A 25086-nucleotide genomic window follows, 5' to 3' on the forward strand; every position below is an offset into this window, starting at 1 on the left:
ATCGACCAAGGCAAAGTCAAAAGCTCAAATCCCCCGCGTCTGCTGCGCAGACGCCGCCCCCTTTTCTAAAGTGGGCAAAAGCAGATGCGCCGCTTTATTAGGATGCGCGCGCTGCGGTGAGTTACGGCGGACGCTCGTCCGGCGGCAGTTCACGACCAGTCGCTTCACCTCACTCGTCCGGCAGCAACTTGCCCGGATTGAGGATGCCGTCGGGGTCGAACACCGTCTTCAACTGACGCATGACCGCCAAGGTCTGCGCGCCCACCGCCTGCGGCATGAAGTCGCGCTTGGCCAGGCCGATGCCGTGTTCGCCCGACAAGGTGCCGCCCAATGCCAGCGCCAGTTCGAACACGCGGCCCATCGCGGCATGCGCGCGGTCGTTCTGCGAAGAGTCGGCGGGATCGTAGAGCAGGTTGACGTGCAGGTTGCCGTTGCCGGCATGGCCGAAGCACACGATCGGCAGGGCGAATTCTCGCGACAGCCCCTGCACGCCGTCGACCAGTTCGGGGATGCGCGACACCGGCACCACCACGTCTTCGTTGATCTTGCCCGGCGCCAGCGTGCGCAGCGACGGCGACAGCGCCTTGCGCGCGGCCCAGAGTTTTTCCCGCGCGGTTTCGTCGGCGGCATCGTCGAGCGAGAGCAGGCCGTCGCCGGACGCGGCTTGCTTCAAAGATTCGATTGCAAACGGTAGCGTCTGCGCATCGCCGTCGGCTTCGATCATCAGCAAGGCACCGGCCTCGTGCGGCAGATCGGCGCCGCCGACGTCGCGCGCCAATCGCACCGCGTCGCCGTCCATGAATTCCAGCATCGACGGCGTCACCGGTTGCGCCATCAGCCGCGCGACCGCGAGCGCGGCGGTGGAAACATCGCGATAGGTCGCGCGCAAGGCCGCGCGCGCCGGCGCGGTCGGGGTCAGGCGCAGGCTGGCTTCGACGATCAGCGCGAGCGTGCCTTCGCTGCCGACCAAGAGCCGATGCAAGTCGTAGCCCGTAGAGCCCTTGGTCGTAGCCGTACCGCACACGATCAATTCGCCCGCGCCGGTCACCGCGGTCAGCGCGAGCACGTTGTCGCGGCTGGCGCCGTATTTCACCGCGCGCGGGCCGCCGGCGTTGCAGGCCAGATTGCCGCCGACCGTGCTGAATGCGGCGCTGGTCGGGTCGGGCGGCCAGAACAGACCATGCGCTTTCAGCGCGGTCTGCAGATCGCCGTTGAGCATGCCGGGTTCGACGATCGCGCAACGATCGCCGGGGCGGATCTCGACGATGCGGTTCATGCGTTCGAACGAGACCACCACGCCGCCGGCGATCGGCACCGACGCGCCGGTGGTGTTGGTGCCGCGACCGCGCGCGACCAGCGGCACGCGATGGCGCCGGCATGCGCGCACCAGCGCCAGCACCTGCTCGCGCGACTGCGGCAGCGCGACCGCGTCGGGCAACGATTGCCGGCGCGAGTTGTCGTAGGCGTAGGCGAGGCGTTCGCCGGGATCGGTCAGCCAGCCGGCGCCGAACAGCGGCGCCATTTCCTCATGCAGCGCGGGCGGCAGGCCGATGGCGAACTCAGTGCGCATCGTGGCTCACCGCGCGCGCCGCGCCGCGCGTGCTGATGCGCCGCAACAGCGCGCCGACCGCGCCGAGCGCGAGCGCCGGCATCACCACCCAGCGCGCTTCCGACAGCAGCACTTCGACGCCGCGCATGCTGAAGAAACGCGCGCCGATCGGCGAGACCTCGATCGGCCGCCACGGCGCGAAGATGCGCGCGTCCGACCACGGCCAGTACAAGGCGACGCCGAGGCCGCCGTCGGTCAGGGCATCGAGCAAGGGGTGTGAGGCGGCGCAGACGAACAGCCACAATGCCGCGCGCCATGGCGGCACGCGCAGCCAGCGCGAGCACAAGGCGCCTAGCGCGGCGATCACTGCGGCGAATACGAACGAATGGCTGGCGCCGCGATGGCCGAAGTCGTCGGCGTAGGCGATGCCGAGCTTGAACGCGACCACGTCGGCATCGGGCAGCATCGCGGCGAGCGCGCCGGCCACGAGCAGTCGCGGCGGAATCGTGCGCGATCCGAGCGCCCATCCCAGGGCAAGCGGAACTACGGCATGGGTCATTACGGTAGGCATGGCCCATGGTATCGCCGCGAGGCGGCGGCCGCGCGTTCGCCGCGGATTTGAGTCGACGAAGCAAGCCAGTCTCATCGCGATAGGCGCGATACTTTTTTAGGTGGGGCTTAGGCCCGGCGCTTGCTCTGTTGCGATCGGTTCCGATGATCGGAACAAAGGCATCGGGGCCAGAGCCCTTCCCACAAGAGTGAAGGCTGCTCGCCACAGCCGAGTTGCGAGCGCTAGATATCGTCAGCGCGAAACGCATCGCGCAACCAGTTCAAGCCCGGCTGCGCCGGATCGCCATCGGCCTCGATCACGTCGAAGCGGCAGGGGCTATCGGCGTAACCCGGATGAGCGAGCAAAAAGGCCTGCGCGGCGAGCACCAGTTTGCGCCGCTTGCGCAGATCGACCGAGGCCGCGCCGCCGCCGAAGCGGTCGCTGCGCCGATAGCGCACTTCGACGAAGACGACGGTCGCGCCGTCGCGCATCACCAGGTCGAGTTCGCCGAAGCGGTAGTTCGCGTTCGCGGCGATCTCGCGCAGGCCGTGTTCGAGCAGATGGGCGCGCGCGGCGGCTTCGACCGCGGCGCCGCGGCTGCGGCGGTCCGACGCGCGCGGCGCCGGACCGTTATCGGGCTCAGCGGCGCGCGGCATCCGCCAGCGGCACCGGCACACCGCTGCTGAAGGTCGACCACGCCGGGGTGCGCAGCACCGAGCCGCCGCCGTCGATACGCAACACGCCGGTGGCGCCGTTGATGAACGCATCCGGGCGCGTGGCCAGCCGTTCCAGATACGCCGACAGCTGCCAGGCGTCGTAGCCGAACGCGAACAGGCGCGCCGCGCCGGGTCCGCGCGCGGTCGGCAGGGTCTGGGCGACGCCCACCGCCGGCGGCAGGCCGCGGATGCCGCCGCTGGTCCACGATTCCGACGGGAACGCGAGGCCGTCGAGCACGCGGTCCTGCTCCGGCTTGCCGGTGCCTGACAGCAGCTGCGAGGTCGCCACGCGCGGCTTGTCGGACAGACCGACGATCGCGAGCTTGGGAATCAGGGTGCGCGCCGCGCTGCCCTTGACCGCCAGAAACACCGCGTCGACGCCACCGGGCTTGGCCACGAACGGGCCCAGGTCGGCGGTGCCTTCGCCGATGGTGTCGCTGATCTGCGCGCCGCGTCCGGCCAGGCGCTCCTTGAGCGCGGCGATCGCGCGGCGCTGGCCGTCGTCGCTGCCGCCGATCGCGAGCACGCGCTTGGCGCCGCGATCGAGCAGGAAGTCGGCCGCGGCGATGCCTTCGTCCTCGGGCGTCAGCGAGAAGCTGACGTTGCCGCTGGGCGGGGCGACGTTGCCGCGGTTGAGCGCGAGCACCGGTACTGGCAGCGTGCCCTTGGCGAACACCGCACTGACTTCGTCGCGGCCGAGCGGGCCGATCACGAAGTCGTTGCCGTCGGCGACCGCCTTGTCGTACGCGGCCACCGCGCCGGCGGCGTTGCTGCCGGTGTCGTAGAACAGAATGTCCGGGCGACGCCGGCTTTCGCCGTAGTAAGCGCTGCTCAGGCCGTCGCGCACCGAGGCGCCGGCGACCGCGGAGGCGCCGGTTGCCGGCAGCAGCACCGCGAGTTTCATCGGCGGGCGGTAGCCGTCGGCTTCGGCCGGCGGGCGCTGGCCGGCGTTGAAATTCCAGTCGGAAGTGCGGTCGAACGGACGCGGCAGCGGCAGGCCGCGCTGCATCATCACCTTGCCCATGAAGTTGTAGAGCGGATCGCCGACCGGCAGCGCGGCGGCTTCGCGGCTCAGCGCGGCGTCGTCGAGCTGGCCGAGCAGGCGGTTGATCTGCTGTTCGTTGTCGCTGCGCGCCGCGCCGCTCAGGCCGGCGTGTTCGCGCGCGAGGTGCCCGGCCTGGGCGATCAGCGGATTGGAGGCGTTGGTCGCGGCGGTCGGGCGGGTTTCGACGCTGGCGCAGCCGCCGAGCACCGCGGTCGCCGCCAACAGGCCGATGAACGTCCATGTCAAAGCGGGCCGGTTTTTCTTATGAGTCATCGGCTTGCATTCGCCGCGCAGCGGCGTTCCTGTGGGACCGGTTAGGATTCTACCCGGCCTTGAACCCTGAGCACGATGCAGACCTTCGGCACCCTTCATATTGTCGCCACCCCGATCGGCAACCTCGGCGACCTGTCGCCGCGCGCGCTGGAAACCCTGCGCACGGTCGCGGCGATCTGCGCCGAGGACACCCGGCATACCCGCCAGCTGCTGTCGCATTTCGGCCTGGAACGCCCGCTGCTGGCGCTGCATCAGCACAACGAGGAGCAGCAGGCGGCGCAGTTGGTGGCGCGTCTGCAGGGCGGGGATTCGCTCGCCTTGGTGTCGGATGCGGGCACGCCCTTGGTCAGCGATCCGGGCTATCGCCTGGTCCGCGCCGCGCGCGCGGCCGGCATCCGGGTCTCGCCGGTGCCCGGCGCCTGCGCCGCGATCGCCGCGCTCAGCGTCGCCGGGCTGGCCTCGGACCGGTTCAGTTTCGAAGGTTTCCTGCCGGCCAAGACCTCGGCCCGGCGCGAACGCCTGACCCGGCTCGCGGCCGAGCCGCAGACCCTGTTGTTCTACGAATCCTCGCACCGGATCGAGGAAACCCTCGACGACATGATCGGCGCGTTCGGCCCGACGCGCCGCGCGGTGCTCGCGCGCGAGCTGACCAAGTTGTTCGAAACCGTGCTCGACGGGTCGCTCGAAGCGCTGGCGGCGCAGGTCAAGGCCGATCCGAATCAGCGCAAGGGCGAGTTCGTGGTCGTGGTCGAAGGCGCCGGCGACGACGCCGACGCCAAGGTGATCGAAGGCAAGCGGCTGTACGCCAAGCTCAGCGAGCATTTGCCGCCGTCGACGGCGGCGAAGTTGGCGGCGGAGTTGAGCGGGGCGCCGCGCAAGGCCTTGTATGGCAGCGATTGATGAAACGCAGCGGCAGACTAAAGAGCTTTGGTGGGTTGAATTTGCTCAAAAATATCGACCGGGCTCCGTTCCGGTCGGTAAGCCTGAGAGGTTGGAGCCGCCCGCTCCGGACGTAGTATTCAATACCGAGTCCGGTCGAATTGGCATTGAACTGTCTCAGATCGTTCCGAGGTCTTACGGGCGGTATAACGACCCTGAAATCGAGGCCGCGCAAAAGCGCGCCGTCAAAGAGGCTCAAGCTTTTTATTGGCGGCGTTATAAAGACGATTTATTCGTGAACTTCAATTTCTCACCGGGTGTTTTACCGGTCCGGCGAGAACTGGTCGCTGCCATGACCGAACTGGTGGCTAGGCATCGACCACCGGATACGGCGTCCTTTTCGGCGCTGCCGGGCAGTCGCAACGCATCGAAGCTCCTGCCGAGTTGGTTGCGCGGGTTGAGTATTTTTCATCAGCTCGACTACCTACGGATGGATTGGACCGGGGGATCGGTCTGGAGCACATCTACTCTTCGTTACGAACAAGTTGTCGAGCGAATTGGCGAGAAGGCCTCGAAACTCGCAGGCTATCGAGCCTTTGCGGACGAGGTTTGGCTGCTTTTGGTCTGCGATCAGTTTTCCATTTCCGCCAGCGTCTCCATTCCGCACGCGGCTGCGGAGTGGAAATTCCGGCACCCTTTCGATCGTGTAGTGCTGATGTCAATGCAAGAGTTCTTCATTTATTGAGAGCGGGCTGTGCGACAATGCCGACGCGAAGTAGGCCAGGCAGTCGCGTCATCGGGTCGCAAGATCCGGTGCCGAGGAAAGTCCGGGCTCCACAGGGCACGGTGCCAGGTAACGCCTGGGCGGCGCGAGCCGACGGAAAGTGCAACAGAGAGCAGACCGCCGAACGGCCCGCAAGGGTGCGTGGTAAGGGTGAAACGGTGCGGTAAGAGCGCACCGCGAGTCTGGCAACAGACCGGCACGGCAAACCCCACCGGGAGCAAAACCAAATAGGGAGACTATGTCGCGGCCCGCGATGTCTCCGGGTAGGTTGCTTGAGCGTAACGGTGACGTTGCGCCTAGAGGAATGACTGTCCACGACAGAACCCGGCTTATCGGCCTGCTTCGCGCTTTTCTTCGGCTGCGCCTTCGAAAAGCCCCAAAGTTTGCTTTGCAAACTTCGGGCCCCGCTATGCGCTTCCAAAACCCCGCCCCTTTGGGGCGCCCCCTTTACTAAAGGGGGCTCTCGTACTGGTGGGGCGTGGTTGGCGGGTGGTGGCGCAGCTTCTTTAGTTTCCGCTTTGTCCTTAGCCCTCTCCCGCTTGCGGGAGAGGGTTGGGTGAGGGCACGCGTCGCTGCAATAGCAGACATGAGCCTCAACTTTCCCTCATCCGGCCCTTCGGGCCACCTTCTCCCGCTTGCGGGGTGAGTGGGCGCCGCTCGCGAGCCATTGGCTCGCGCGCCCGCGAACGCCCAAACGCTATGCGTTTGGGCCGGGGCGAATGCCTGCGTGCTTACGGCGTCGCGCCGATCTGCTTCATGAAAGCCTGGTTGTCCCAGAACAGCCACTCCTCGACCATCACCCCGTCCTTCCAGCGGCCGATCGTGGTCATCTCGAGCTTGAACGGTTTGTTTGTCGGAGCCAGGGTCTTGCCGTCGGCCAGCGGCATCGGCTGGCTGAAGGTGCCTTCCATCACCCCCATCACCGCGGTCAGGTCGCCCTGGGCGATCTTGATCGGGTGCTGGCGGATCTTGGTGTCGGGGGCGAACACGAACTGCGGTTTGAGTTCGGCGATGTGCGCGTCCAGGCCGGTGGTGGTGTGGCCGTCGGGGTAGTGGACGACGATGTTCGGGGCGTGGCTCTTGTGGAAGTCCTGCCACTGCTGGCCGCTGTAGTGGACGAAATCGAGTTCGTCGAAGGTCTGCAGGTGCTGGTCCTCGCGGGCCTGCTCGGCCTGCCAGCGCTTGAGCAGTTCGGCATCCGCCGCCGCCGCGGTCAGGGGCGGCCGGTCGGGTTCGCCGCGGCCGCAGCCGGCCAGCAGGGCGACCGCCAGCAGGGCCGACGGCAGGCCGGCGCGCAAGGCGCGGCAGCCGGAAAGGGCGGGTGGGGACATCGGGTGGCTCCAGGGCGCAGGAAAACTTCACGCTAGGCGCGCCCACGTGAACCGGGTGTCGGAATGCGTCGCCCGGCGCCGCGTGCGCTTCTTCCCATGGACAGCGGCGATCGCGCCGTCTTTTTCGATCTTCTGCGCTGATCGGCGTTTCGTGTTGCCCCGCAACAACGACGCGGCAACTGTGACGGAGTTCGCGCGAGGGTCACTTTGTGACGTTCAGAGTCTCAAAATATGAGACGAAACAAAGGCTAGTGGATAAGTCTTGAATAAGACTCTGAAGTTCGCTGCAAGCCATTGATGTGCCTAGCGAAATTTACCCCGGAAAGTTGTTGACAACCCTGAGCACCCTGCTAATGTGGGCTTCCGAGGGAAAACCTGGGTTTTTGTGGGTTTTCGAAGGACTACCGCCCAGCCGGGTGAACGAACGAGGTGACCCGTCCGGTAGAGACGGGAACCCCAAAGGTGCGCAATGTTCCAGGGCGAAACCGCCATCACGATCGACGACAAGGGACGGCTGGCGGTACCCACCGCTTACCGCGATCTTGTCGCGCGCGAATGCGACAACCGCCTGGTCATCACCTACAACCCGTTCGAGTCGGGCTCGCTCTACCTGTATCCGCTGTCGATCTGGGAACGCGTCCGCGACCAGGTCAACAAGCTGCCCAAGGTCAAGCAGGTCAATCGCAACATGCAGCTCAAGCTGGTCGGCGCGGCCGCGTTCGTCGAACTCGACGGCAACGGCCGCATCACCGTGCCGGCCAGCCACCGCGCCGCGGTGGGCATCGAGAAGAAGGCGGTGCTGCTGGGCATGGGCGACAAATTCGAACTTTGGAGCGAGCAGGCGCACCACGCGCAGATCCGTCAGACCATCTCCGACGACGATCTGAGCGACGAACTGCTCGACCTGCAGCTATGACGGGCGGTGGCATGGATCGCACGCTGACGCGCTCCGGCCACCTTCCCGTGATGTACCGGCAGGTGCTCGACGGCCTGCGGGTACACGGGAATGGAGCCTATCTGGACGGAACGTTCGGACGCGGCGGGCATGCCCGCGGCGTGCTCTCGCAATTGCAGGCCGGAGGCCGACTGCTGGTGATGGACAAGGACCCCGAAGCGATCGCCGTGGCCGAACGCGAGTTCGGCGACGACGCGCGCGTGTCCATCTACCGCGGCAGCTTCGCCGACATGGCGAACTGGGACGCGACCGCGACCGGCCTGGACGGCGTGCTGCTCGACCTGGGCGTGTCCTCGCCGCAGCTCGACGTGGCCGAGCGCGGTTTCAGCTTCGGCAAGGACGGCCCGCTGGACATGCGCATGGACCCCGACAGCGGGCTCAGCGCGGCGCAGTGGCTGGCCACGGCCGGCGAGAAAGACATCGCCGACGTGCTGTGGACCTATGGCGAAGAGCGCCAGAGCCGCAAGATCGCCCGCGCCATCGTCGCCCGCCGCGACGCCCAGCCGCTGACCCGCACCGCCCAGCTCGCCGACCTGATCGCCTCGGTGATGCCGCGCGGCGACCAGAAGATCCATCCGGCGACCCGCAGCTTCCAGGCGATCCGCATCTTCATCAACCGCGAACTGGCCGATCTGGAACTCGGCCTGGACGCGGCGCTGTCGCGGCTCAAGCCCGGCGGCCGGCTGGCGGTGATCAGCTTCCATTCGCTGGAAGACCGCATCGTCAAGCAGTTCATTCTGCGTCACGCCAAGGCGCCGCCGGCCAACCGGCGCATGCCGGTCGAGGTCGCCTTCACCCCCGACCTGCTGATGATCGGCGGCGCGCAGAAGGCCGAGTACGACGAAACCTCCGAGAACCCGCGCGCGCGCAGCGCGGTGTTGCGGGTGGCTGAGAAGCTGGGATTCGGGATTCGGGATTCGGGATTCGATGAAACTTCGGACCCCGCGGCCTCGCTCGACCCAATCTCCAATCCCCAATCCCCAATCCCGGCGCCACCGCCAGGAGGCGCCCCGTGATGCGCCTGCTGCTGGCCCTGCTGATCGTCGCCAACGTCGTCTCGGCGCTGTTGGTGGTGTTCGCGCGCCATGAGCATCGGCAGCTGTTCGTGCAGCTCAACAAGCTGCAGCGCGAGCGCGACGAGCTCAATATCGAATTCGGCCGGCTGCAGCTGGAACAGGCGACCTGGGCCGAGAGCAACCGCATCGATCAGGTCGCGCGCGAGCGGATCGGGATGAAGTTCCCGGAAGGCGCCGAAACCGTGGTGATCCGGCCATGACCGGCCGCAAGAACAAGCGGCCCGGCCGCAGCGGTCCGCTCGATCGCGTGCTCGGCGAGCGCAGCCGTCACGGCGGCGGCTTCGACCGGCTGGTCGAAAACCTCGGCGAAGGGTTCGCGCGCCTGCGCGAGGACCGCGCGCGCGCCGGCAACAAGCCGCGCGGCCGCAGCGCCCAGTTCAACCTGCGCAACCGGCTGATCCTGGTCGGCGGCACGCTGGGCCTGTGCGCGGTCGCGCTGATCGGCCGCGCGCTCGACCTGCAGGTGATCCACAACGATTTCTATCGCCAGCAGGGCGACGCGCGCTCGCTGCGCGAAATCCCGATCCCGACCTCGCGCGGCATGATCACCGACCGCAACGGCGAACCGCTGGCGGTGTCGACGCCGGTCGAGTCGATCTGGGGCAATCCGAAGGAACTGGCCAAGAGCCCCGAGCGCCTGCCGGCCCTGGCCAAGGCCCTGGGCGTGGCGCCGGACGAACTGACCCGCAAGCTGTCGCAGCGTTCGGGCAAGGAGTTCATGTACCTCAAGCGCCGGATCAATCCGGATGAGGCCAAGCGGATCCTCGCCTACAAGATTCCCGGTGTGTTCTCGCAGCGCGAATTCCGTCGCTTCTACCCGCAGGGCGAGGCGATGTCGCACGTGTTGGGCTTCACCAACATCGACGACCGCGGCCAGGAAGGCCTGGAGCTCGCGTTCGATCACGAACTGCGCGGCAAGCCCGGGGTCAAGCGGGTGATCCGCGACGGCGCCGGCCGCATCGTCGAGAACGTCGATCTGGTCCAGACCGCCGAGCCGGGCAAGGACATCACGCTGACCTTGGATCGGCGCATCCAGTACCTGACTTACCGCGAACTGCGCCGCGCGCTGATCGACACCGGCGCGAGCAGCGCCTCGGCGGTGGTGCTCGATATCGAAACCGGCGAAGTGCTGGCGATGGCCAACCTGCCGACCTACAACCCGAACCTGCTCGGCGCGGGCAATCGCGATACCCATCGCAACCGCGCGATCACCGACGTGGTCGAGCCGGGCTCGACGATGAAGCCGATCACCGTCGCCGCCGCGCTGAATGCCGGCACGGTCAAGCCGACCACCCTGGTGCACACCGAGCCGGGCTGGATGCCCAATGGCCGGTATCGCATCACCGACACGCATAACAACGGCACCCTGACCGTCACCGGCGTGATCACCAAGAGTTCCAACGTCGGCGCGGCCAAGCTCGCGCTGCCGCTGCCGAACGATTACTACTACAAGTTCATCCAGGGCTTCGGTTACGGCCGCAAGCCCAACAGCGGTTTCCCGGGCGAGTCCTCGGGCCTGCTCGCGCCGCCGTCGCGCTGGAGCGGCACGACCAAGGCGACCATGTCCTACGGTTACGGTCTGTCGGCCACGCCGATGCAGATCGCGATGGCCTATGCGGCGATGGCCAACGGCGGCAAGTTGATCCAGCCGACCTTCGTCAAGGGCCAGCGCAACGAGCCGCAGCAGGTGCTCGATCCGGCCGTGGCCGGCCAAATCATGCACATGATGCAGACCGTGACCGAGCCGGGCGGCACCGCCAAGCAGGCCGCGATCCTGGGTTATCACGTCGCCGGCAAGACCGGCACCACGCGCAAGTTCAGCGCGACCGGCGGGTATTCGAAGAAGTACGTGTCGCTGTTCGCCGGCGTCGTGCCGGTGGAGAAGCCGCGCTTTTCGATGGTGGTGGTGGTCAGCGAACCCGATCCGACCAAGAAGGGTTATTACGGCGGTTCGGTGTCCGGCCCGGTGTTCCGCAACGTCATGGACGGCGCGTTGCGGCTGATGGACGTGGCGCCCGACGACATCGAAACCTGGCTCGCGGTGCAGGCCGCGGCCGAAGCCAAGCGACTCAAGCAGAACGGCGGCAAGCCGAGCGGTCCGGTGCTGCCGGCGGCAACCCAAGAAGCCGCGCCGCCACCGCCGATTGCGGCCGGCGCGCTGGCCCCGGGAGGCGTGCGATGAGCCGCCTGATGCCGTTGGCCGACCTGCTGCCCGACATCGCCGGCATCCCCGGCGATCTGCGCATTTCCGGTCTGGTGATGGACAGCCGCGCGGTGCGTCCGGGCGATGCGTTCGTGGCGATCGCCGGGTTCGGCGCGCACGGATTGAAATTCGTCGAGCAGGCGCGCGCGCAGGGCGCGGTCGCGATCCTGTTCGAACCGCCCGCGCCCGACGATCTGCCGGCGCCGGCCGATGCGATCGCGGTGCCGGGTCTGCGTTCGCGTCTGGGCGAAATGGGCGATGCCTTCCATGGCCGCGCGAGCGCGGCGATGACCGTGGTCGGCGTCACCGGCACCAACGGCAAGACCTCGACCGTGCAGCTGATCGCGCAGGCCTGGACCTTGCGCGGCATTCGCTGCGGCAGCGTCGGCACGCTCGGCGCGGGCCTGTACGGCGCAGTCGTGCCGAACGGCTTCACCACGCCGCTGGTGCTGCCGTTGCACGAATTGCTCGCCCACATGCGCGATGCCGGCGCGACCGCGGTGGCGATGGAAGTCAGCTCGCACGCGCTCGATCAGGGCCGCGTCGCCGGCGTGCATTTCGACGTCGGCGTGTTCACCAATCTGACCCGCGATCATCTCGATTACCACGGCGACATGGCGAGCTACGGCGCCGCGAAAGCGCGCTTGTTCGACTGGCCTGGCCTGCAGGCGGCGGCGATCAATCTCGACGACGAGTTCGGCCGCGAACTGATCGCGCAACTGCCCAAGGGCGTGCGTGCGATCGGGTTGAGCTCGCGTGGCCGCGACGGCGCCACCTTGCGCGCCGACGCGCTGAGTTTCGACAGCCGCGGCATCGGCTTCGATCTGGTCGTCGCCGGCAAGGCGCACCCGGTCGCTTCCAAGTTGCTCGGCCGTTTCAACGTCGACAACCTGCTCGCGGTGGCCGGCGCGCTGTACGCGCTCGACGAAGCACCGGCGCGGATCGCCGAAACCCTGTCGCAACTCGAACCGATCCACGGCCGCATGAACCGCCTCGGCGGCGACGGCGTGCTGCCGCTGGTGGTGATCGATTACGCGCACACCCCCGACGCGCTGGAGCAGGCGCTGGCCTCGCTGCGCGCGCATGCCAACGCGCGGCTGATCTGCGTGTTCGGCTGCGGCGGCGATCGCGATCGCGGCAAGCGTCCGCAGATGGCGGCGATCGCCGAACACGGCGCCGATCTGGTGATCGTCACCGACGACAACCCGCGCTTTGAAGACGGCGACGTCATCGTCGCCGACATTCTCGAAGGCCTGCGCGCGCCGCAGCGCGCGGTGGTGCTGCGCGACCGCCGCGCCGCGATCGAACATGCGATCGGCGAAGCCGGTCCCGACGACATCGTGCTGGTGGCCGGCAAGGGCCACGAGCCTTACCAGGAAATCCACGGCGTGCGCCATGCGTTCGACGACACCCTGATCGCGCAGGCGGCACTGGAGGCGCGCTCATGAGGCGTCTGATGCTGTCCGAAATCGCGCGCATGACCGGCGGCCGCCTGCACGGCGAGGACGCCGCGATCGACCTGCTGAGCACCGACAGCCGCGCGCTGCCGGAAAGCGGCGCGGCGCTGTTCGTCGCGCTCAAGGGCGAACGCTTCGATGGCCACGATCATGTCGCCAAGCTGCTCGGCACCAGCGTGGCCGGCGCGCTGGTCTCGCGCGAGATCGACACGGCCATGCCGCAGGTCATCGTCGCCAATACCGAGCGCGCGCTGGCGGATCTGGCCACCACCGTGCAGTCGACCCGCGACACCCGGGTGATCGCGATCACCGGCAGCAACGGCAAGACCAGCGTCAAGGCGCTGACCACCGCGATCCTGGAGCAGGCCGCGCCGGGCCGGACCTATTCGACCCCGGGCAACCGCAACAACGAAATCGGCCTGCCGCTGGCGGTGCTCGATGCGCCGGAAGACGCGTTGTTCGCGATCTACGAAATGGGCGCGGGCAAGCCCGGCGACATCGATTACCTGGTGCGCGTCGCGCGTCCGCAGGTCGCGGTCGTCAACAACATCGCCGCCGCGCATCTGGAGCGCATGGGCAGCCTGCTCGGCATCGCCGACACCAAGGGCGCGATCTACGACGCGCTGCCGTCGTACGGCGTGGCGGTGATCAATGCCGACGATGCGTTCGCGCCGTACTTCGACAATCGCGCCTCGGGCCGGCGGATCATCCGCTACGGCATCGACGCCAGCGCGGACGTGACCGCGAAGGACGTGCGCGTCGGCGCGGAGGGTTCCAGCTTCGTGCTGGTGACGCCGCAGGGCGAGGCACAAGTCGCGCTGAAGCTCAGCGGCCGCCACAACGTGCGCAATGCGCTGGCCGCCGCGGCGCTGGCGCTCGGCGCCGACGTGTCGCTCGCCGCGATCGCCGCCGGCCTCAACGCCGCGTTGCCGGTCGACGGCCGGCTGATCACCCATCGCCTCGACAACGGCGCGGTGCTGATCGACGACAGCTACAACGCCAATCCCGGTTCGACCGCCGCGGCGATCGACACCCTGGCCGAGATGGGCGGCGCGGACAAAACCTCGGAAAGCTGGCTGGTCCTCGGCGCGATGCGCGAGATCGGCCATGAAGAAGTCGCCATGCACGCCGACATTGGCCGCCGCGCCAAGGCCGCCGGCCTGCGTCGCTTGTTCGCGCTCGGCGAACTGCCGGCCGCCGCGGCCCAGGCTTTCGGCGACGGCGCACAGGTGTTCGACAGCCACGACGCGCTCGCGCGCGCGCTCAGCGAGCAGTTGCGCGAAGGCGTGCGGGTGTTGGTGAAAGGTTCGCACAGCAGTGCGATGGACAAGATCGTGACGGCGTTGCTGTCCGCGCATAAGCCCGCACAGGGGAAGGGGACCACGCATGCTGCTTGAACTCACTCGTTGGCTGGAGCAGTTGCAGAGCCTGTTCGGGCTGTTCGGCTATCTGACCTTTCGCGGCATCCTCAGCGCGTTGACCGCGCTCGCCCTGTCGTTGTGGTGGGGCCCGGCGGTGATCCGCAAGCTCGCCCAGTACAAGGGCGGCCAGCCGATCCGTCAGGACGGCCCGCAGACGCATTTCTCCAAGGCCGGCACGCCGACCATGGGCGGCGCGCTGATCCTGATGACGGTGCTGGCCTCGGTGCTGCTGTGGGGCGACCTGCGCAACAGGTATGTGTGGCTGGTGCTCGGGGTGATGCTGTGCTTCGGCGCGATCGGCTGGTACGACGACTGGATCAAGATCGTGCGCCGCGATCCCAACGGCCTGAAGTCGCGCTGGAAGTATCTGCTGCAGTCGATCTTCGGTCTGGCCGCGGGCGCCTTCCTGTACTTCACCGCCGATCCGGCGGTGGTCGCGAGCACGACGTTCTACGTGCCGCTGATCAAGGCGATCGCGATTCCGCTCGGCGCCGGCCTGATCGTGGTCGCGTACTTCTGGATCGTCGGCTTCTCCAACGCGGTCAATTTGACCGATGGTCTCGACGGGTTGGCGATCATGCCGACCGTGCTGGTCGCCTGCGCGCTGGGCGTGTTCGCCTACGCCTCGGGCCATGCCGAATTCTCCAAGTACCTGCAGATTCCGCAGGTGCCGGGCGCGGGCGAGCTGGTGATCATCTGCGCGGCGATCGCCGGCGCGGGCCTGGGCTTTTTGTGGTTCAACACCTATCCGGCGATGGTGTTCATGGGCGACATCGGCGCGCTGGCGCTGGGCGCGGTGCTCGGCACCATCGCGGTGATCGTGCGCCAGGAACTGGTGCTGGTGATCATGGGCGGCGTGTTCGTGATCGAAACCCTGTCGGTGATGATCCAGGTCGCCTCGTTCAAGCTCACCGGCAAGCGCGTGTTCCGCATGGCGCCGATTCATCACCACTTCGAACTCAAGGGCTGGCCCGAGCCGCGCGTGATCGTGCGTTTCTGGATCATCTCGGTCGTCCTCGTGCTGGTCGGTCTGGCCACTCTCAAGGTCCGTTGATGGAAAACTCCGCGCGCCAGGCAACCCGACTCGACGCCATCCACGGTCGCTACGACCCGTGGTTGTTGTTCGTGTCCATTGCCTTGGCCTGCACCGGCGTGGTCATGGTCGGCTCGGCCTCGCTCGGGGTCGCCGCGACCCACGAGGTCGACGCGTTCTACTTCCTGACCCGCCACCTGATCTTCCTCGGCGTCGGCCTGGGCATGGCGTTCTGGCTGATGCGCACCGAGCTCAAGACCATCGAACAGCACAACCAGTGGCTGCTGCTGGTCTGCATCGTGCTGCTGTTGCTGGTGTTCGTGCCGGTGATCGGCAAGCAGGTCAACGGCGCCAAGCGCTGGATCAATCTCGGCCCGGTCGGTTTTCAGGCGGTCGAGGCGGTCAAGCTGCTCTACATCGTCTGGCTGGCGAGCTACCTCAAGCGTTTCAGCGAAGACATCTCGGCGACCTGGGGCGCGATGCTCAAGCCGATCGGCGTGGCGACCGTGCTGGTCGGACTGTTGCTGATGCAGCCCGACTTCGGTTCGTCGTCGCTGCTGCTGGCGATCACCGCCGGCATGCTGGTGCTCGGCGGCGTCAACATGCCGCGCATGTTCGGACCCGTGCTGATCGGCCTGCCGATCCTGGCGGTGATCGCCATCGCCGAGCCGTACCGCGTGATCCGCCTGACGTCATTCATGAATCCGTGGAGCGATCCGTTCGGCACCGGTTACCAGCTGACCAATGCCTTGATGGCGGTCGGTCGCGGCGAATGGACCGGGGTCGGGCTGGGCGCGTCGGTGCAGAAGCTGTCGTACCTGCCCGAGGCGCATACCGACTTCATCATGGCGGTGATCGCCGAGGAATTCGGTTTCGCCGGCGTGTGCGCGGTGGTCGGCATGTACGCGCTGCTGACCGGGCGCGCGCTGTGGATCGGACTGAAGTGCGTGGAGATGCGTCGCCACTTCTCGGGCTACGTCGCGTTCGGCATCGCCTTGTGGATGGGGCTGCAGAGTTTCGTTTCGATCGGGGTCAACCTGGGCCTGTTGCCGACCAAGGGCCTGACCCTGCCGATGATTTCCTCCGGCGGCTCCAGCGTGCTGATGAGCTGCGCGGCGCTGGCGGTGTTGCTGCGCGTGTCCTACGAACTCGATCGCGCTCAGCGCCAGGTCGCGCGTCTGCGCGGTGAAGCGGCGCAGGCCGGCGCGCCGGCCGCGAGCGGCGCGCCTTCGACCGCGACGCCGACGCCCGCGGCTGCCGGCGTTGCTCGCAACAGCGACGCCGCGCGCGGCACCAGCCGTCTGCGCGAACGCGTCGAGCCGTCGTTCGGGAGGTCCGCATGAGCGAGCTTCGTACGAATGATCGGCCGGTGATGATTCTCGCCGGCGGCACCGGCGGGCATATCTTCCCGGGGCTGGCGGTGGCCAAGGCCCTGCTGTCCCGCAACGTGCCGGTGTCGTGGCTCGGCGCCGACGGCGGCATGGAAACGCGGCTGGTGCCGCAGCACGGCATCGAGATCGACACCATCGCGATCAGCGGCGTGCGCGGCAAGGGCTTGGCGACGCTGTTGCGCGCGCCGTTCCGGCTGGCCGCGTCGGTGCGCGCCGCGCAGCGCGTGCTGCGCGCGCGTCAGCCGCGCGCGGTGATCAGCTTCGGCGGCTACGCGGCCGGTCCCGGCGGCCTGGCCGCGCGACTGGCCGGTGTGCCGCTGATCGTGCACGAACAAAATCGCGCCCCGGGCATGACCAACCGCGTGCTATCGCGTTTCGCGCGCCGCGTGCTGACCGGCTTTCCGGACACCTTCGCCGGTGGCCAGGAAGAAGTGGTCGGCAACCCGGTGCGCGCCGAGATCGCCGCGGTCGCGCCGCCCGCGCAGCGTTTCGCCGAACGTGGCGGTCCGTTGCGCTTGCTGGTGCTCGGCGGCAGCCAGGGCGCGCGCGCCCTGAATCAGGCCGTGCCGGCCGCGATCGCCGGCCTGCGCGGCCGCGTGCCCTGCGAAGTGCGGCATCAAAGCGGCGAGAAGCTGCGCGCCGACGCCGAACAGGCGTATGCGAACGCCGACGTGATCGCCTCGGTCGAACCGTTCATCGCCGACATGGCCGCCGCCTATGCCTGGGCCGACTTGGTCGTATGCCGCTCCGGCGCACTGACGCTCGCCGAACTGTGCGCGGCCGGCGTCGGCAGCGTGCTGGTGCCGTTCCCGCAGGCGGTCGACGACCACCAGACCAAGAACGCGCGTTTCCTGGTCGATCGCGGCGCCGCGCAATTGCTGCCGCAGGCCGGCGACGACCTCGGCGCGCGCCTGTCGGCGACCATCGAGATCCTCGCCGAACGCGGCGTGCTGCTGCAGATGGCCGAAGCGGCGCGAAGCATTGCAAAACCCGACGCGGCCGATCGGGTCGCGCAGATTGTGTTGGAGGTAGCGCGATGAAGGCCGGGATTCGGGATTGGGGATTCGGGATTCGCAACGGCGAGTTCGGTCAACGCCCAGTCGATTCGCTGGTTGCTGCCGTGTCTTCATCGAAATTCCGGAAGTCCGTAGTGCCGCAGTCGCTTTTTGATTTTTCCAATCCCCAATCCCCAATCCCGAATCCCGGACGTCAAGCATGAGCACCGCACTCCGCCGCCGACTGCAGCACACCGGCGATCTGGCCAAGGCGTTTCCGCGCGTGCATTTCGTCGGCATCGGCGGCACCGGCATGAGCGGCATCGCCGAAGTGATGTGCACGCTCGGCTATCAGGTGTCGGGTTCGGATACGGCCGACAACGCCGTCACCCGTCGCTTGACCGCGATGGGCGCCAACGTGCATCGCGGCCACGCCGCGTCGAACGTGCTCGGCGCCGACTGCGTGGTAGTGTCGAGCGCGATCAAGCGCGACAACCCCGAATTGATGGAAGCGCGCGCGCAGCGCATCCCGGTGGTGCCGCGCGCGGAAATGCTGGCCGAGCTGATGCGTTTCCGCCGCGGGATCGCGGTGGCCGGCACCCACGGCAAGACCACGACGACCTCGCTGGCCGCGAGCGTGCTGGCCGAAGGCGGCATCGATCCGACCTTTGTGATCGGCGGCAAGCTGCTGGCGGCCGGCGCGAACGCCGGGCTCGGCGGCGGCCAGTGGCTGGTGGCCGAGGCCGACGAGAGCGACGGCAGCTTCCTGCGCCTGAATCCGCAGATCGCCATCGTCACCAACATCGACGCCGATCACCTGGAAAACTACGGCGGCGATTTCGCCAAGGTCCAGGCCGCGTTCGAGGAATTCCTGCACCGGCTGCCGTTCTACGGCTTGGCGGTGCTGTGCATCGACGACCCCAACGTCGCCAAGCTCGCCGCGGAAACCCCGCGCCATGTGATGACCTACGGCTTCGACGAAACCGCCGACGTGCGCGCCGAAGACGTCAGCCAGAGCGGCGGCGCGATGCATTTCACCCTGTGCCTGCCCGATGCGACCCGCACCGCGGTGACCTTGGCGCTGCCGGGCCGGCACAACGTGCAGAACGCGTTGGCGGCGTGCGCGGTCGCCTGGCAACTCGGCGTGCAGCCCGACGCGATCGCGCGCGCGCTGGAAAAATTCGAAGGCATCGGCCGTCGCTTCAATCTGCTGGCGCAGCTGCAGACCGACAAGGGCGCGACCGTGCAACTGGTCGACGACTACGGCCATCACCCGAAAGAGCTCGAGGCGGTGTTCGCCGCGGCGCGCGGCGGTTGGCCGGACAAGCGGTTGGTGGTCGCGTTCCAGCCGCATCGCTACAGCCGCACGCGCGATCTGTTCGACGATTTCGCCGCGGTGCTGTCGTCGGTGGATGCGCTGGTGCTGACCGAGGTGTATCCGGCCGGCGAAGCGCCGATCGCCGGCGCCGACGCCAAGTCGCTGGCGCGCGCGATCCGCGCGCGCGGCCGCATCGACCCGGTGGTGGTCGGCGGCGCGGGCGATCTCGCCGGCGTGTTGCCGGACGTATTGAACGACGGCGATCTGCTGTTGCTGATGGGCGCCGGCGATATCGGCGCGGCGGCGCAGCAGCTCGCCAGCCAGGGTTTCCAGGGAGAATCGAAGTGAGTCTGCAGTTTGCCCCGCTCCGCGTCACCGATCCGGCCGTGTTCGGCCGCGTCGCCGTGCTGATGGGCGGCACCAGCGCCGAGCGCGAGGTGTCGCTGGATTCCGGTCGCGGCGTGCTCGAAGCGTTGCGTTCGCGCGGCGTCGACGCGTTCGCGGTCGACGGCATTCCGGCGCTGATCGAAGCCATTCGCGCGGGCAGTGTCGATCGCGTGTTCAACATCCTGCACGGCAACAAGGGCGGCGGCGAAGACGGCGTGCTGCAGGGCGTGCTGGAAGCGCTCGGCGTTCCCTACACCGGCTCGGACGTGCTCGGCTCGGCCCTGGCGATGGACAAGATCCGCACCAAGCAGGTGTGGATGGCGGCCGGCCTGCCGACTCCGCGCTATCGCCGCATCGCCAAGGGCGACGACGTGCATGCCGCGGCCCAGGCGATCGGCCTGCCGGTGATCATCAAGCCGTCCAGCGAAGGCTCCAGCGTCGGCGTGTCGCGCGTGCTCAAGGACGCGGACATCGACGAAGCGGTCGAACTGGCCGCGCGCTATCCCGGCGAAATGCTGATGGAGCAGATGGTGATCGGCGACGAACTCACCGTCGCGGTGCTGATCAACGGCGACGGCTACAGCGCGCTGCCGTCGATCCGGATCGTGCCGAAGGGCGAGTGGTACGACTATCACGCCAAGTACATCGCCGATGACACTCAATATCTGTGTCCCGGCCTGGAAGGCGTCGACGAAGCCGAAATCCGCCGCATGGCGATGGAAGCCTTCGTCGCCGCCGGCTGCAAGGGTTGGGGCCGGGTCGACGTGATGCGCGACCGCGACAGCGGCCAGTTGTATCTGATCGAGGTCAACACTGCGCCGGGCATGACCAGCCATTCGCTGGTGCCCAAGGCCGCGCGCCAGATCGGGATCGAATACGACGAACTGTGCTGGCGCGTGCTCGAAGCAACCGTGGTCATGCCGTCCGCGACCGATACGGCCGCGGTAGGAGGTGCGACGGCGTGAACGCCATGCTCCGCCTCGTCGGATGGTTGCTTGCGCTGGCCCTGGTCGCGCTGCCGGTCGTCGCCGTGCTCAACGGCTGGATCGGCGCGAACCAGTGGCCGCTCAAGCGCCTGCGCGTGACCGGCGAGTTCGAGCGGGTGGATGCGACGGCGTTGCGCAAGACCTTGCTGCCGTATGCGCAGCGCGGCTTCTTCGCGGTCGATCTGGCGTCGGCGCAGGTCGCGGTCGCCAAGCTGCCGTGGGTCGGTCACGCCGAAGTGCGCAAGCGCTGGCCCGATGTGCTGGAAGTGACCGTGATCGAGCACAAGCCGTTCGCGCGCTGGGGCCAGGATCGTTTGTTGTCGGAGCAGGGACGTCTGTTTCCGACCGCCAACATCCAGGTGCCGGCCAACCTGCCGCAGTTCGCCGGGCCGGAAAGCCGGATCAAGGACGTGGTGGCGCTTTACAACGAATCGCGCGAGTTGTTCGCGCCGGTGGGACTGGACGTGCGTCAGGTCGAAGTCGACCAGCGCGGCAGCTGGACCCTCGGCCTGGCCAACGGCGCGCAGATCGTGGTCGGCCGCAACGAGGCGCGCGCGCGCCTGAGCCGCTTCGTCAAGCTGCTGCCGCAGTTGATGGCGCAGCGGGTGCAGGTGCTGGCGCGCGCCGACCTTCGTTACACCAATGGTTTTTCGCTGTCGTGGGCGCCCGTACAGGCGCCCGCGGCCGCACCGAAACAGCAGCAAGGACAGTCATGAACCGCAAAGGCGACAAGTCGCTGATCGTTGGCCTCGACATCGGCACCTCCAAGGTGGTGGCGCTGGTGGGCGAGTATTCGCCTGGCAACCCCATCGAAGTCATCGGCATCGGCTCGCACGAATCGCGCGGGCTCAAGCGCGGCGTGGTCGTCGACATCGAGTCGACCGTGCAGTCGATCCAGCGCGCGATCGAGGAAGCCGAGCTGATGGCCGGCTGCGAAATCCGCTCGGTCTACGCCTCGATTTCCGGCAATCACATCCAGTGCCGCAACTCGCAGGGCATCGCCCCGATCCGCGACGGCGAGGTCACCTACGGCGATCTCGACCGGGTGCTGGACGCGGCCAAGGCGGTGGCGATCCCGGCCGACCAGAAGATCCTGCACGCGATCCCGCGCGACTACGTGCTCGACGATTCGCAGGAAGGCATCCGCAATCCGGTCGGCATGACCGGCGTGCGCCTGGAGGTGCATGCGCATCTGGTGGTGTGCGCGCAATCGGCCGCGGCCAACATCAGCAAGTGCGTGCAGCGCTGCGGGTTGCAGGTCGACGATCTGATCCTCGGCGTGCTGGCCTCCAGCAACGCCGTGTTGACCAACGACGAACGCGAGCTGGGCGTGGTGCTGGTCGATATCGGCGCGGGCACCACCGACATCTCGGTGTTCGTGCAGGGCGCGATCGCGCACAGCGCGTCGTTGCCGATCGCCGGCGACAAGGTCACCGAAGACATCGCCCACATGCTGCGCACGCCCACGCCGGAAGCCGAACAGATCAAGGTGCGTTACGCCTGCGCGCTGGCGCAGATGGCGACCGCCGAGGAATCGATCCAGGTGCCGAGCGTCGGCGATCGCCCGCCGCGGCGCATGCCGCGTCACTCGCTGGCGCAGGCGGTGCAGGCGCGTTACGAAGAAATCTTCGAAATGATCCAGGCCGAACTGCGCCGTTCGGGCTTCGAACATCACGTTCGCGCCGGCATGGTCCTGACCGGAGGCGCGGCCAAGATGGAAGGCGTGGTCGAACTGGCCGAGGAAATGCTGCAGATGCCGGTGCGCGTGGGCATCCCGCAGCACGTCACCGGCCTGGGCGAAGTGGTCGGCAACCCGGTTCACGCCACCGGCGTGGGTCTGTTGCTGATGGGCAGCCAGATCGAAAACCCGCGTCGCCCGGTGATCTCCACCGGCCGCGCCGGCAGCTTCTTCAACAAGATCAAGAACTGGTATCGCGGCGAATTCTGACGGCCGGGATTCGGGATTTGGGATTCGAGATTAGTAACAGCAAGAGCAACAGCAAGAGCGTTAGCAACAGCACTGGCAGGTTGTGGCAGCGGCAACGGCAACACATAGCAACTTAAAACCAAAAACGTCGAAGACGAGGGTATCGAGACAGGGACGGAGCGCTTTTCCGAATCCCAAATCCCGAATCCCAAATCCCGGCACTTATAAGAGGACGAGAACATGGCACATTTCGAATTGGTTGAAAAAATGGCCCCGAACGCGGTCATCAAGGTCGTTGGCGTGGGCGGCGGCGGCGGCAACGCCGTGGCGCACATGGTCAGCGGTAATGTCGATGGCGTGGAATTCATCACCGCCAATACCGACGCGCAGGCGATCAAGAACTGCGGCGCCAAGCTGCAGCTGCAGCTCGGCAGCAACGTCACCAAGGGCCTGGGCGCCGGCGCGAATCCGGAAGTCGGCCGTCAGGCGGCGCTAGAAGATCGCGAACGCATCATGGACGCGCTGACCGGCGCCGACATGGTGTTCATCACCGCCGGCATGGGCGGCGGCACCGGCACCGGCGCGGCGCCGGTCGTCGCGCAACTCGCGAAAGAGATGGGCATCCTGACCGTCGCGGTCGTGACCAAGCCGTTCCCGTTCGAAGGCCGCCGCCGCATGCAGGTCGCGCTCAAGGGCATCGAGGAGCTGTCGCACCACTGCGATTCGCTGATCACGATCCCCAACGAGAAGCTGATCACCGTGCTCGGCCGCAACGCGACCATGATCCAGGCCTTCCGCGCCGCTAACGACGTGTTGCTCGGCGCGGTGCAGGGCATCGCCGATCTGATCGTGCGTCCGGGTTTGATCAACGTCGACTTCGCCGACGTGCGCACGGTCATGAGCGAGATGGGCCTGGCGATGATGGGCACCGGCGCGGCACGCGGCGACGATCGCGCGCAGGCCGCGGCCGAGTCGGCGATCCAGAACCCGCTGCTCGACGACGTCAACCTGGCCGGCGCCAACGGCATCCTGGTCAACATCACCGCCGGCCCGGACTTCACCATGGCCGAGTTCGACGAAGTGGGCCGCACCATCGAAGGCTTCGCTTCCGAAGACGCGACCGTGGTCATCGGCACCGTGCTCGATCCGGACATGCAGGACGAAGTCCGCGTCACCGTGGTCGCCACCGGCCTCAACCGTGTCGCCACCAAGCAGTCGGTGCGCGGTTCGGGTTACGAGCGCGAATCGCAGCGCGCGCCGATCCAGCTGGTGCGCAACGCGACCACCGGTCAGCCCGAGTTCGGCGCGATGGACGACGTCGGCCATGCGCCGATGCCGAGCTTCGGCGGCAGCCTGCGCGGCAGCTCGCGCCAGGAACCGACCGGCCCGGCCGTGGCCGATTTCGGCAGCGACAACAGCTACCTGGATATCCCGGCGTTCCTGCGCCGCCAGGCGGACTGAAAATCAGGAACGAGTAGGGAAGAGTGAGAAACGAGTAGAAGCCTCGCTCCTACTCACTCCTCACTCCTCTGAACTCGTTTCTGCTGTAAAGCACCAAGGGCCGGACTCGTCCCCGGCCCGAGGCATCTTGCCCCGGCGTAAGCGCGGGGCCTTGGGCCGGTCGGCCCGACCCGTAAAGGCGGGCCGACCGGTCAGTTTGACGAGCGCTGTTGACAACGGCGGGACGCTGTGTCCTTTTCGTTCAGGTTCAGCTACCCCCGTGCTAATCTTGCGCGGTTTCGTGCCCGTCCCCATTAGCTATCCGTCCGTCCGGACCGGTTTCGGCCGTCGGTCGGCCAGCCAGCAGAACCAGAACACTCGCGGAAGAAGTCCCCACGACCATGCTGCGTCAGCGCACCCTCAAGAACGTGATCCGCGCCACCGGCGTGGGCCTGCACAGCGGCGACAAGGTGTTCCTCACCCTGCGCCCGGCCCCGGTGGACACCGGCATCGTGTTTCGCCGCACCGACCTCGACCCCGTGGTCGAGATGCCCGCGCGCGCCGACCTGGTCACCGAAACCACTTTGTGCACCGGTCTGACCTACGGCGTCGGCAAGGTCATGACGGTCGAGCATCTGCTCTCGGCCATGGCCGGCCTGGGCATCGACAACTGCATCGTCGAGCTGTCCGCGCCGGAAGTGCCGATCATGGACGGCTCGGCCGGTCCGTTCGTATTCCTGCTGCAGTCCGCCGGCATCGCCGAGCAGGACGCGCCGAAGCGGTTCATCCGTATCAAGCATCCGGTGGAAGTGCGCGAAGGCGACAAGGTCGCGCGTTTCGAGCCCTTCGACGGCTTCCGCCTGGGCTTCACCGTGGTCTTCGACCATCCGGCGATCCCGGCCTCGCAGTCGCGCGCTGAAGTGCGGTTCTCCACCGAGAACTACATCCGCGAAGTCAGCCGCGCCCGCACCTTCGGTTTCATGCGCGATCTGGAATACATGCGCGAACGCAACCTCGGCCTGGGCGGCTCGATGGACAACGCGATCGTGCTCGACGAATTTCGCGTGCTCAACGACGACGGCCTGCGTTACGCCGACGAATTCGTCCGTCACAAGATCCTCGATGCGGTCGGCGACCTGTACCTGGCCGGCCACGCCATCATCGGCGCCTACGAGGGCTACAAGTCCGGCCACGCGCTCAATAACAAGTTGGTGCGCGCCCTGCTGGCCGAGCGTTCGGCCTGGGAACTGGTCAGCTACAGCGGCTCCGAGCCGGTGCCTGTGGCTTACGGCGAGCCGGCGCTCGCCTGAGCAAGAAAAGAGTGCAGAGGAGTGAGGAGTGAGTAAGAGCCACGCGGCTCTACTCGTTCC

General features: G+C 67.4%; 21 protein-coding genes, 1 other RNA gene and 1 pseudogene. 18 read left to right on the plus strand and 5 right to left on the minus strand.

Features of this window, described 5'->3' with window-relative positions; genetic code table 11:
• Positions 1-169: 169 nt before the first annotated feature.
• The 4 genes from AC3A4T_RS11615 to AC3A4T_RS11630 form a co-directional block, all read right to left on the minus strand.
• Complete coding sequence (locus tag AC3A4T_RS11615; RefSeq protein ID WP_487675524.1) at positions 170-1570, minus strand: FAD-binding oxidoreductase; 1401 nt, start codon at positions 1568-1570, stop codon at positions 170-172.
• On the minus strand, positions 1560-2120 hold the full coding sequence (locus AC3A4T_RS11620; protein WP_487675525.1) for a metal-dependent hydrolase: 561 nt from the start codon (positions 2118-2120) through the stop codon (positions 1560-1562). The genes AC3A4T_RS11615 and AC3A4T_RS11620 overlap by 11 nt, the downstream gene beginning before the upstream one ends.
• Before the next feature lie 221 nt (positions 2121-2341).
• On the minus strand, positions 2342-2755 hold the full coding sequence (locus AC3A4T_RS11625) for a YraN family protein (RefSeq protein WP_487675526.1): 414 nt from the start codon (positions 2753-2755) through the stop codon (positions 2342-2344).
• Positions 2739-4133: a penicillin-binding protein activator gene (locus AC3A4T_RS11630; protein WP_487675527.1), complete on the minus strand. Its 1395-nt coding sequence runs from the start codon at positions 4131-4133 to the stop codon at positions 2739-2741. The genes AC3A4T_RS11625 and AC3A4T_RS11630 overlap by 17 nt, the downstream gene beginning before the upstream one ends.
• 75 nt (positions 4134-4208) lie before the next feature.
• Here AC3A4T_RS11630 and rsmI point away from each other — a divergent pair, with 75 nt between their 5' ends.
• The 3 genes from rsmI (at position 4209) to rnpB (ending at position 6144) form a co-directional block, all read left to right on the plus strand.
• Positions 4209-5033 (plus strand): 16S rRNA (cytidine(1402)-2'-O)-methyltransferase, encoded by an 825-nt coding sequence (gene rsmI / locus AC3A4T_RS11635; RefSeq protein WP_487675528.1) that lies wholly within the window; start codon positions 4209-4211, stop codon positions 5031-5033.
• A complete protein-coding gene (locus AC3A4T_RS11640; RefSeq protein ID WP_487675529.1) occupies positions 5020-5757 on the plus strand; it encodes a hypothetical protein in 738 nt (245 codons plus the stop codon). Before rsmI ends, AC3A4T_RS11640 begins: the two co-directional genes overlap by 14 nt.
• A 27-nt stretch (positions 5758-5784) precedes the next feature.
• Positions 5785-6144: RNase P RNA component class A (gene rnpB / locus AC3A4T_RS11645), an RNA gene on the plus strand.
• 383 nt (positions 6145-6527) lie between these two features.
• Here rnpB and AC3A4T_RS11650 read toward each other — a convergent pair.
• Positions 6528-7127, minus strand: coding sequence for an ester cyclase (locus AC3A4T_RS11650; RefSeq protein WP_487675530.1), 600 nt, complete (start codon positions 7125-7127; stop codon positions 6528-6530).
• A 469-nt stretch (positions 7128-7596) separates the two neighbouring features.
• Here AC3A4T_RS11650 and mraZ point away from each other — a divergent pair, with 469 nt between their 5' ends.
• The 15 genes and pseudogenes from mraZ (at position 7597) to lpxC (ending at position 25026) form a co-directional block, all read left to right on the plus strand.
• Entirely contained in the window at positions 7597-8043 is a 447-nt protein-coding gene (mraZ, locus tag AC3A4T_RS11655; RefSeq protein ID WP_036104630.1) for a division/cell wall cluster transcriptional repressor MraZ, read from the plus strand.
• Positions 8044-8054: 11 nt separating this feature from the next.
• Positions 8055-9098, plus strand: coding sequence for a 16S rRNA (cytosine(1402)-N(4))-methyltransferase RsmH (rsmH, locus tag AC3A4T_RS11660; RefSeq protein WP_487675531.1), 1044 nt, complete (start codon positions 8055-8057; stop codon positions 9096-9098).
• Positions 9095-9358: a cell division protein FtsL gene (ftsL, locus tag AC3A4T_RS11665; protein ID WP_031371593.1), complete on the plus strand. Its 264-nt coding sequence runs from the start codon at positions 9095-9097 to the stop codon at positions 9356-9358. Before rsmH ends, ftsL begins: the two co-directional genes overlap by 4 nt.
• Complete coding sequence (locus AC3A4T_RS11670; protein ID WP_487675532.1) at positions 9355-11340, plus strand: peptidoglycan D,D-transpeptidase FtsI family protein; 1986 nt, start codon at positions 9355-9357, stop codon at positions 11338-11340. Before ftsL ends, AC3A4T_RS11670 begins: the two co-directional genes overlap by 4 nt.
• Positions 11341-11348: 8 nt before the next feature.
• The gene (locus tag AC3A4T_RS11675; protein WP_487675602.1) at positions 11349-12809 is read left to right on the plus strand and encodes a UDP-N-acetylmuramoyl-L-alanyl-D-glutamate--2,6-diaminopimelate ligase; all 1461 of its coding nucleotides are present in this window, start codon (positions 11349-11351) and stop codon (positions 12807-12809) included.
• The gene (locus AC3A4T_RS11680; protein ID WP_487675533.1) at positions 12806-14215 is read left to right on the plus strand and encodes a UDP-N-acetylmuramoyl-tripeptide--D-alanyl-D-alanine ligase; all 1410 of its coding nucleotides are present in this window, start codon (positions 12806-12808) and stop codon (positions 14213-14215) included. The genes AC3A4T_RS11675 and AC3A4T_RS11680 overlap by 4 nt, the downstream gene beginning before the upstream one ends.
• Positions 14205-15293 (plus strand): phospho-N-acetylmuramoyl-pentapeptide-transferase, encoded by a 1089-nt coding sequence (mraY, locus tag AC3A4T_RS11685; RefSeq protein WP_036104620.1) that lies wholly within the window; start codon positions 14205-14207, stop codon positions 15291-15293. The genes AC3A4T_RS11680 and mraY overlap by 11 nt, the downstream gene beginning before the upstream one ends.
• Positions 15293-16615: a putative lipid II flippase FtsW gene (gene ftsW, locus AC3A4T_RS11690; RefSeq protein ID WP_487675534.1), complete on the plus strand. Its 1323-nt coding sequence runs from the start codon at positions 15293-15295 to the stop codon at positions 16613-16615. The genes mraY and ftsW overlap by 1 nt, the downstream gene beginning before the upstream one ends.
• Positions 16612-17703, plus strand: a complete 1092-nt coding sequence (gene murG, locus AC3A4T_RS11695; RefSeq protein WP_487675535.1) for an undecaprenyldiphospho-muramoylpentapeptide beta-N-acetylglucosaminyltransferase — start codon at positions 16612-16614, stop codon at positions 17701-17703. The genes ftsW and murG overlap by 4 nt, the downstream gene beginning before the upstream one ends.
• Before the next feature lie 175 nt (positions 17704-17878).
• Positions 17879-19324, plus strand: coding sequence for a UDP-N-acetylmuramate--L-alanine ligase (gene murC / locus AC3A4T_RS11700; protein WP_487675536.1), 1446 nt, complete (start codon positions 17879-17881; stop codon positions 19322-19324).
• Complete coding sequence (locus tag AC3A4T_RS11705; protein WP_487675537.1) at positions 19321-20328, plus strand: D-alanine--D-alanine ligase; 1008 nt, start codon at positions 19321-19323, stop codon at positions 20326-20328. The genes murC and AC3A4T_RS11705 overlap by 4 nt, the downstream gene beginning before the upstream one ends.
• A pseudogene (locus tag AC3A4T_RS11710) lies at positions 20325-21005 on the plus strand (cell division protein FtsQ/DivIB); the annotation flags it as partial. The gene AC3A4T_RS11705 and the pseudogene AC3A4T_RS11710, both read left to right, overlap by 4 nt.
• 56 nt (positions 21006-21061) lie before the next feature.
• Positions 21062-22297, plus strand: coding sequence for a cell division protein FtsA (gene ftsA / locus AC3A4T_RS11715; protein WP_056105815.1), 1236 nt, complete (start codon positions 21062-21064; stop codon positions 22295-22297).
• Between the two features lie 219 nt (positions 22298-22516).
• On the plus strand, positions 22517-23737 hold the full coding sequence (gene ftsZ, locus AC3A4T_RS11720; RefSeq protein WP_036104606.1) for a cell division protein FtsZ: 1221 nt from the start codon (positions 22517-22519) through the stop codon (positions 23735-23737).
• 380 nt (positions 23738-24117) lie between these two features.
• Entirely contained in the window at positions 24118-25026 is a 909-nt protein-coding gene (gene lpxC / locus AC3A4T_RS11725; protein ID WP_056105813.1) for a UDP-3-O-acyl-N-acetylglucosamine deacetylase, read from the plus strand.
• The last annotated feature ends 60 nt before the right edge of the window (positions 25027-25086 follow it).

Source organism: Lysobacter sp. Soil_N_51, from assembly GCF_057655755.1.

Coding starts and splice junctions, on each gene's coding strand:
- AC3A4T_RS11620 (WP_487675525.1), bottom strand. CDS start 2,120: ATGCCTACCGTAATGACCCATGCCGTAGTTCCGCTTGCCCTGGGATGG.
- murG (WP_487675535.1), top strand. CDS start 16,612: ATGAGCGAGCTTCGTACGAATGATCGGCCGGTGATGATTCTCGCCGGC.
- ftsW (WP_487675534.1), top strand. CDS start 15,293: ATGGAAAACTCCGCGCGCCAGGCAACCCGACTCGACGCCATCCACGGT.
- AC3A4T_RS11650 (WP_487675530.1), bottom strand. CDS start 7,127: ATGTCCCCACCCGCCCTTTCCGGCTGCCGCGCCTTGCGCGCCGGCCTG.
- AC3A4T_RS11675 (WP_487675602.1), top strand. CDS start 11,349: ATGCCGTTGGCCGACCTGCTGCCCGACATCGCCGGCATCCCCGGCGAT.
- AC3A4T_RS11625 (WP_487675526.1), bottom strand. CDS start 2,755: ATGCCGCGCGCCGCTGAGCCCGATAACGGTCCGGCGCCGCGCGCGTCG.
- rsmI (WP_487675528.1), top strand. CDS start 4,209: ATGCAGACCTTCGGCACCCTTCATATTGTCGCCACCCCGATCGGCAAC.
- murC (WP_487675536.1), top strand. CDS start 17,879: ATGAGCACCGCACTCCGCCGCCGACTGCAGCACACCGGCGATCTGGCC.
- lpxC (WP_056105813.1), top strand. CDS start 24,118: ATGCTGCGTCAGCGCACCCTCAAGAACGTGATCCGCGCCACCGGCGTG.
- AC3A4T_RS11680 (WP_487675533.1), top strand. CDS start 12,806: ATGAGGCGTCTGATGCTGTCCGAAATCGCGCGCATGACCGGCGGCCGC.
- mraZ (WP_036104630.1), top strand. CDS start 7,597: ATGTTCCAGGGCGAAACCGCCATCACGATCGACGACAAGGGACGGCTG.
- AC3A4T_RS11670 (WP_487675532.1), top strand. CDS start 9,355: ATGACCGGCCGCAAGAACAAGCGGCCCGGCCGCAGCGGTCCGCTCGAT.
- AC3A4T_RS11615 (WP_487675524.1), bottom strand. CDS start 1,570: ATGCGCACTGAGTTCGCCATCGGCCTGCCGCCCGCGCTGCATGAGGAA.
- AC3A4T_RS11640 (WP_487675529.1), top strand. CDS start 5,020: ATGGCAGCGATTGATGAAACGCAGCGGCAGACTAAAGAGCTTTGGTGG.
- ftsZ (WP_036104606.1), top strand. CDS start 22,517: ATGGCACATTTCGAATTGGTTGAAAAAATGGCCCCGAACGCGGTCATC.
- rsmH (WP_487675531.1), top strand. CDS start 8,055: ATGGATCGCACGCTGACGCGCTCCGGCCACCTTCCCGTGATGTACCGG.
- ftsA (WP_056105815.1), top strand. CDS start 21,062: ATGAACCGCAAAGGCGACAAGTCGCTGATCGTTGGCCTCGACATCGGC.
- AC3A4T_RS11630 (WP_487675527.1), bottom strand. CDS start 4,133: ATGACTCATAAGAAAAACCGGCCCGCTTTGACATGGACGTTCATCGGC.
- mraY (WP_036104620.1), top strand. CDS start 14,205: ATGCTGCTTGAACTCACTCGTTGGCTGGAGCAGTTGCAGAGCCTGTTC.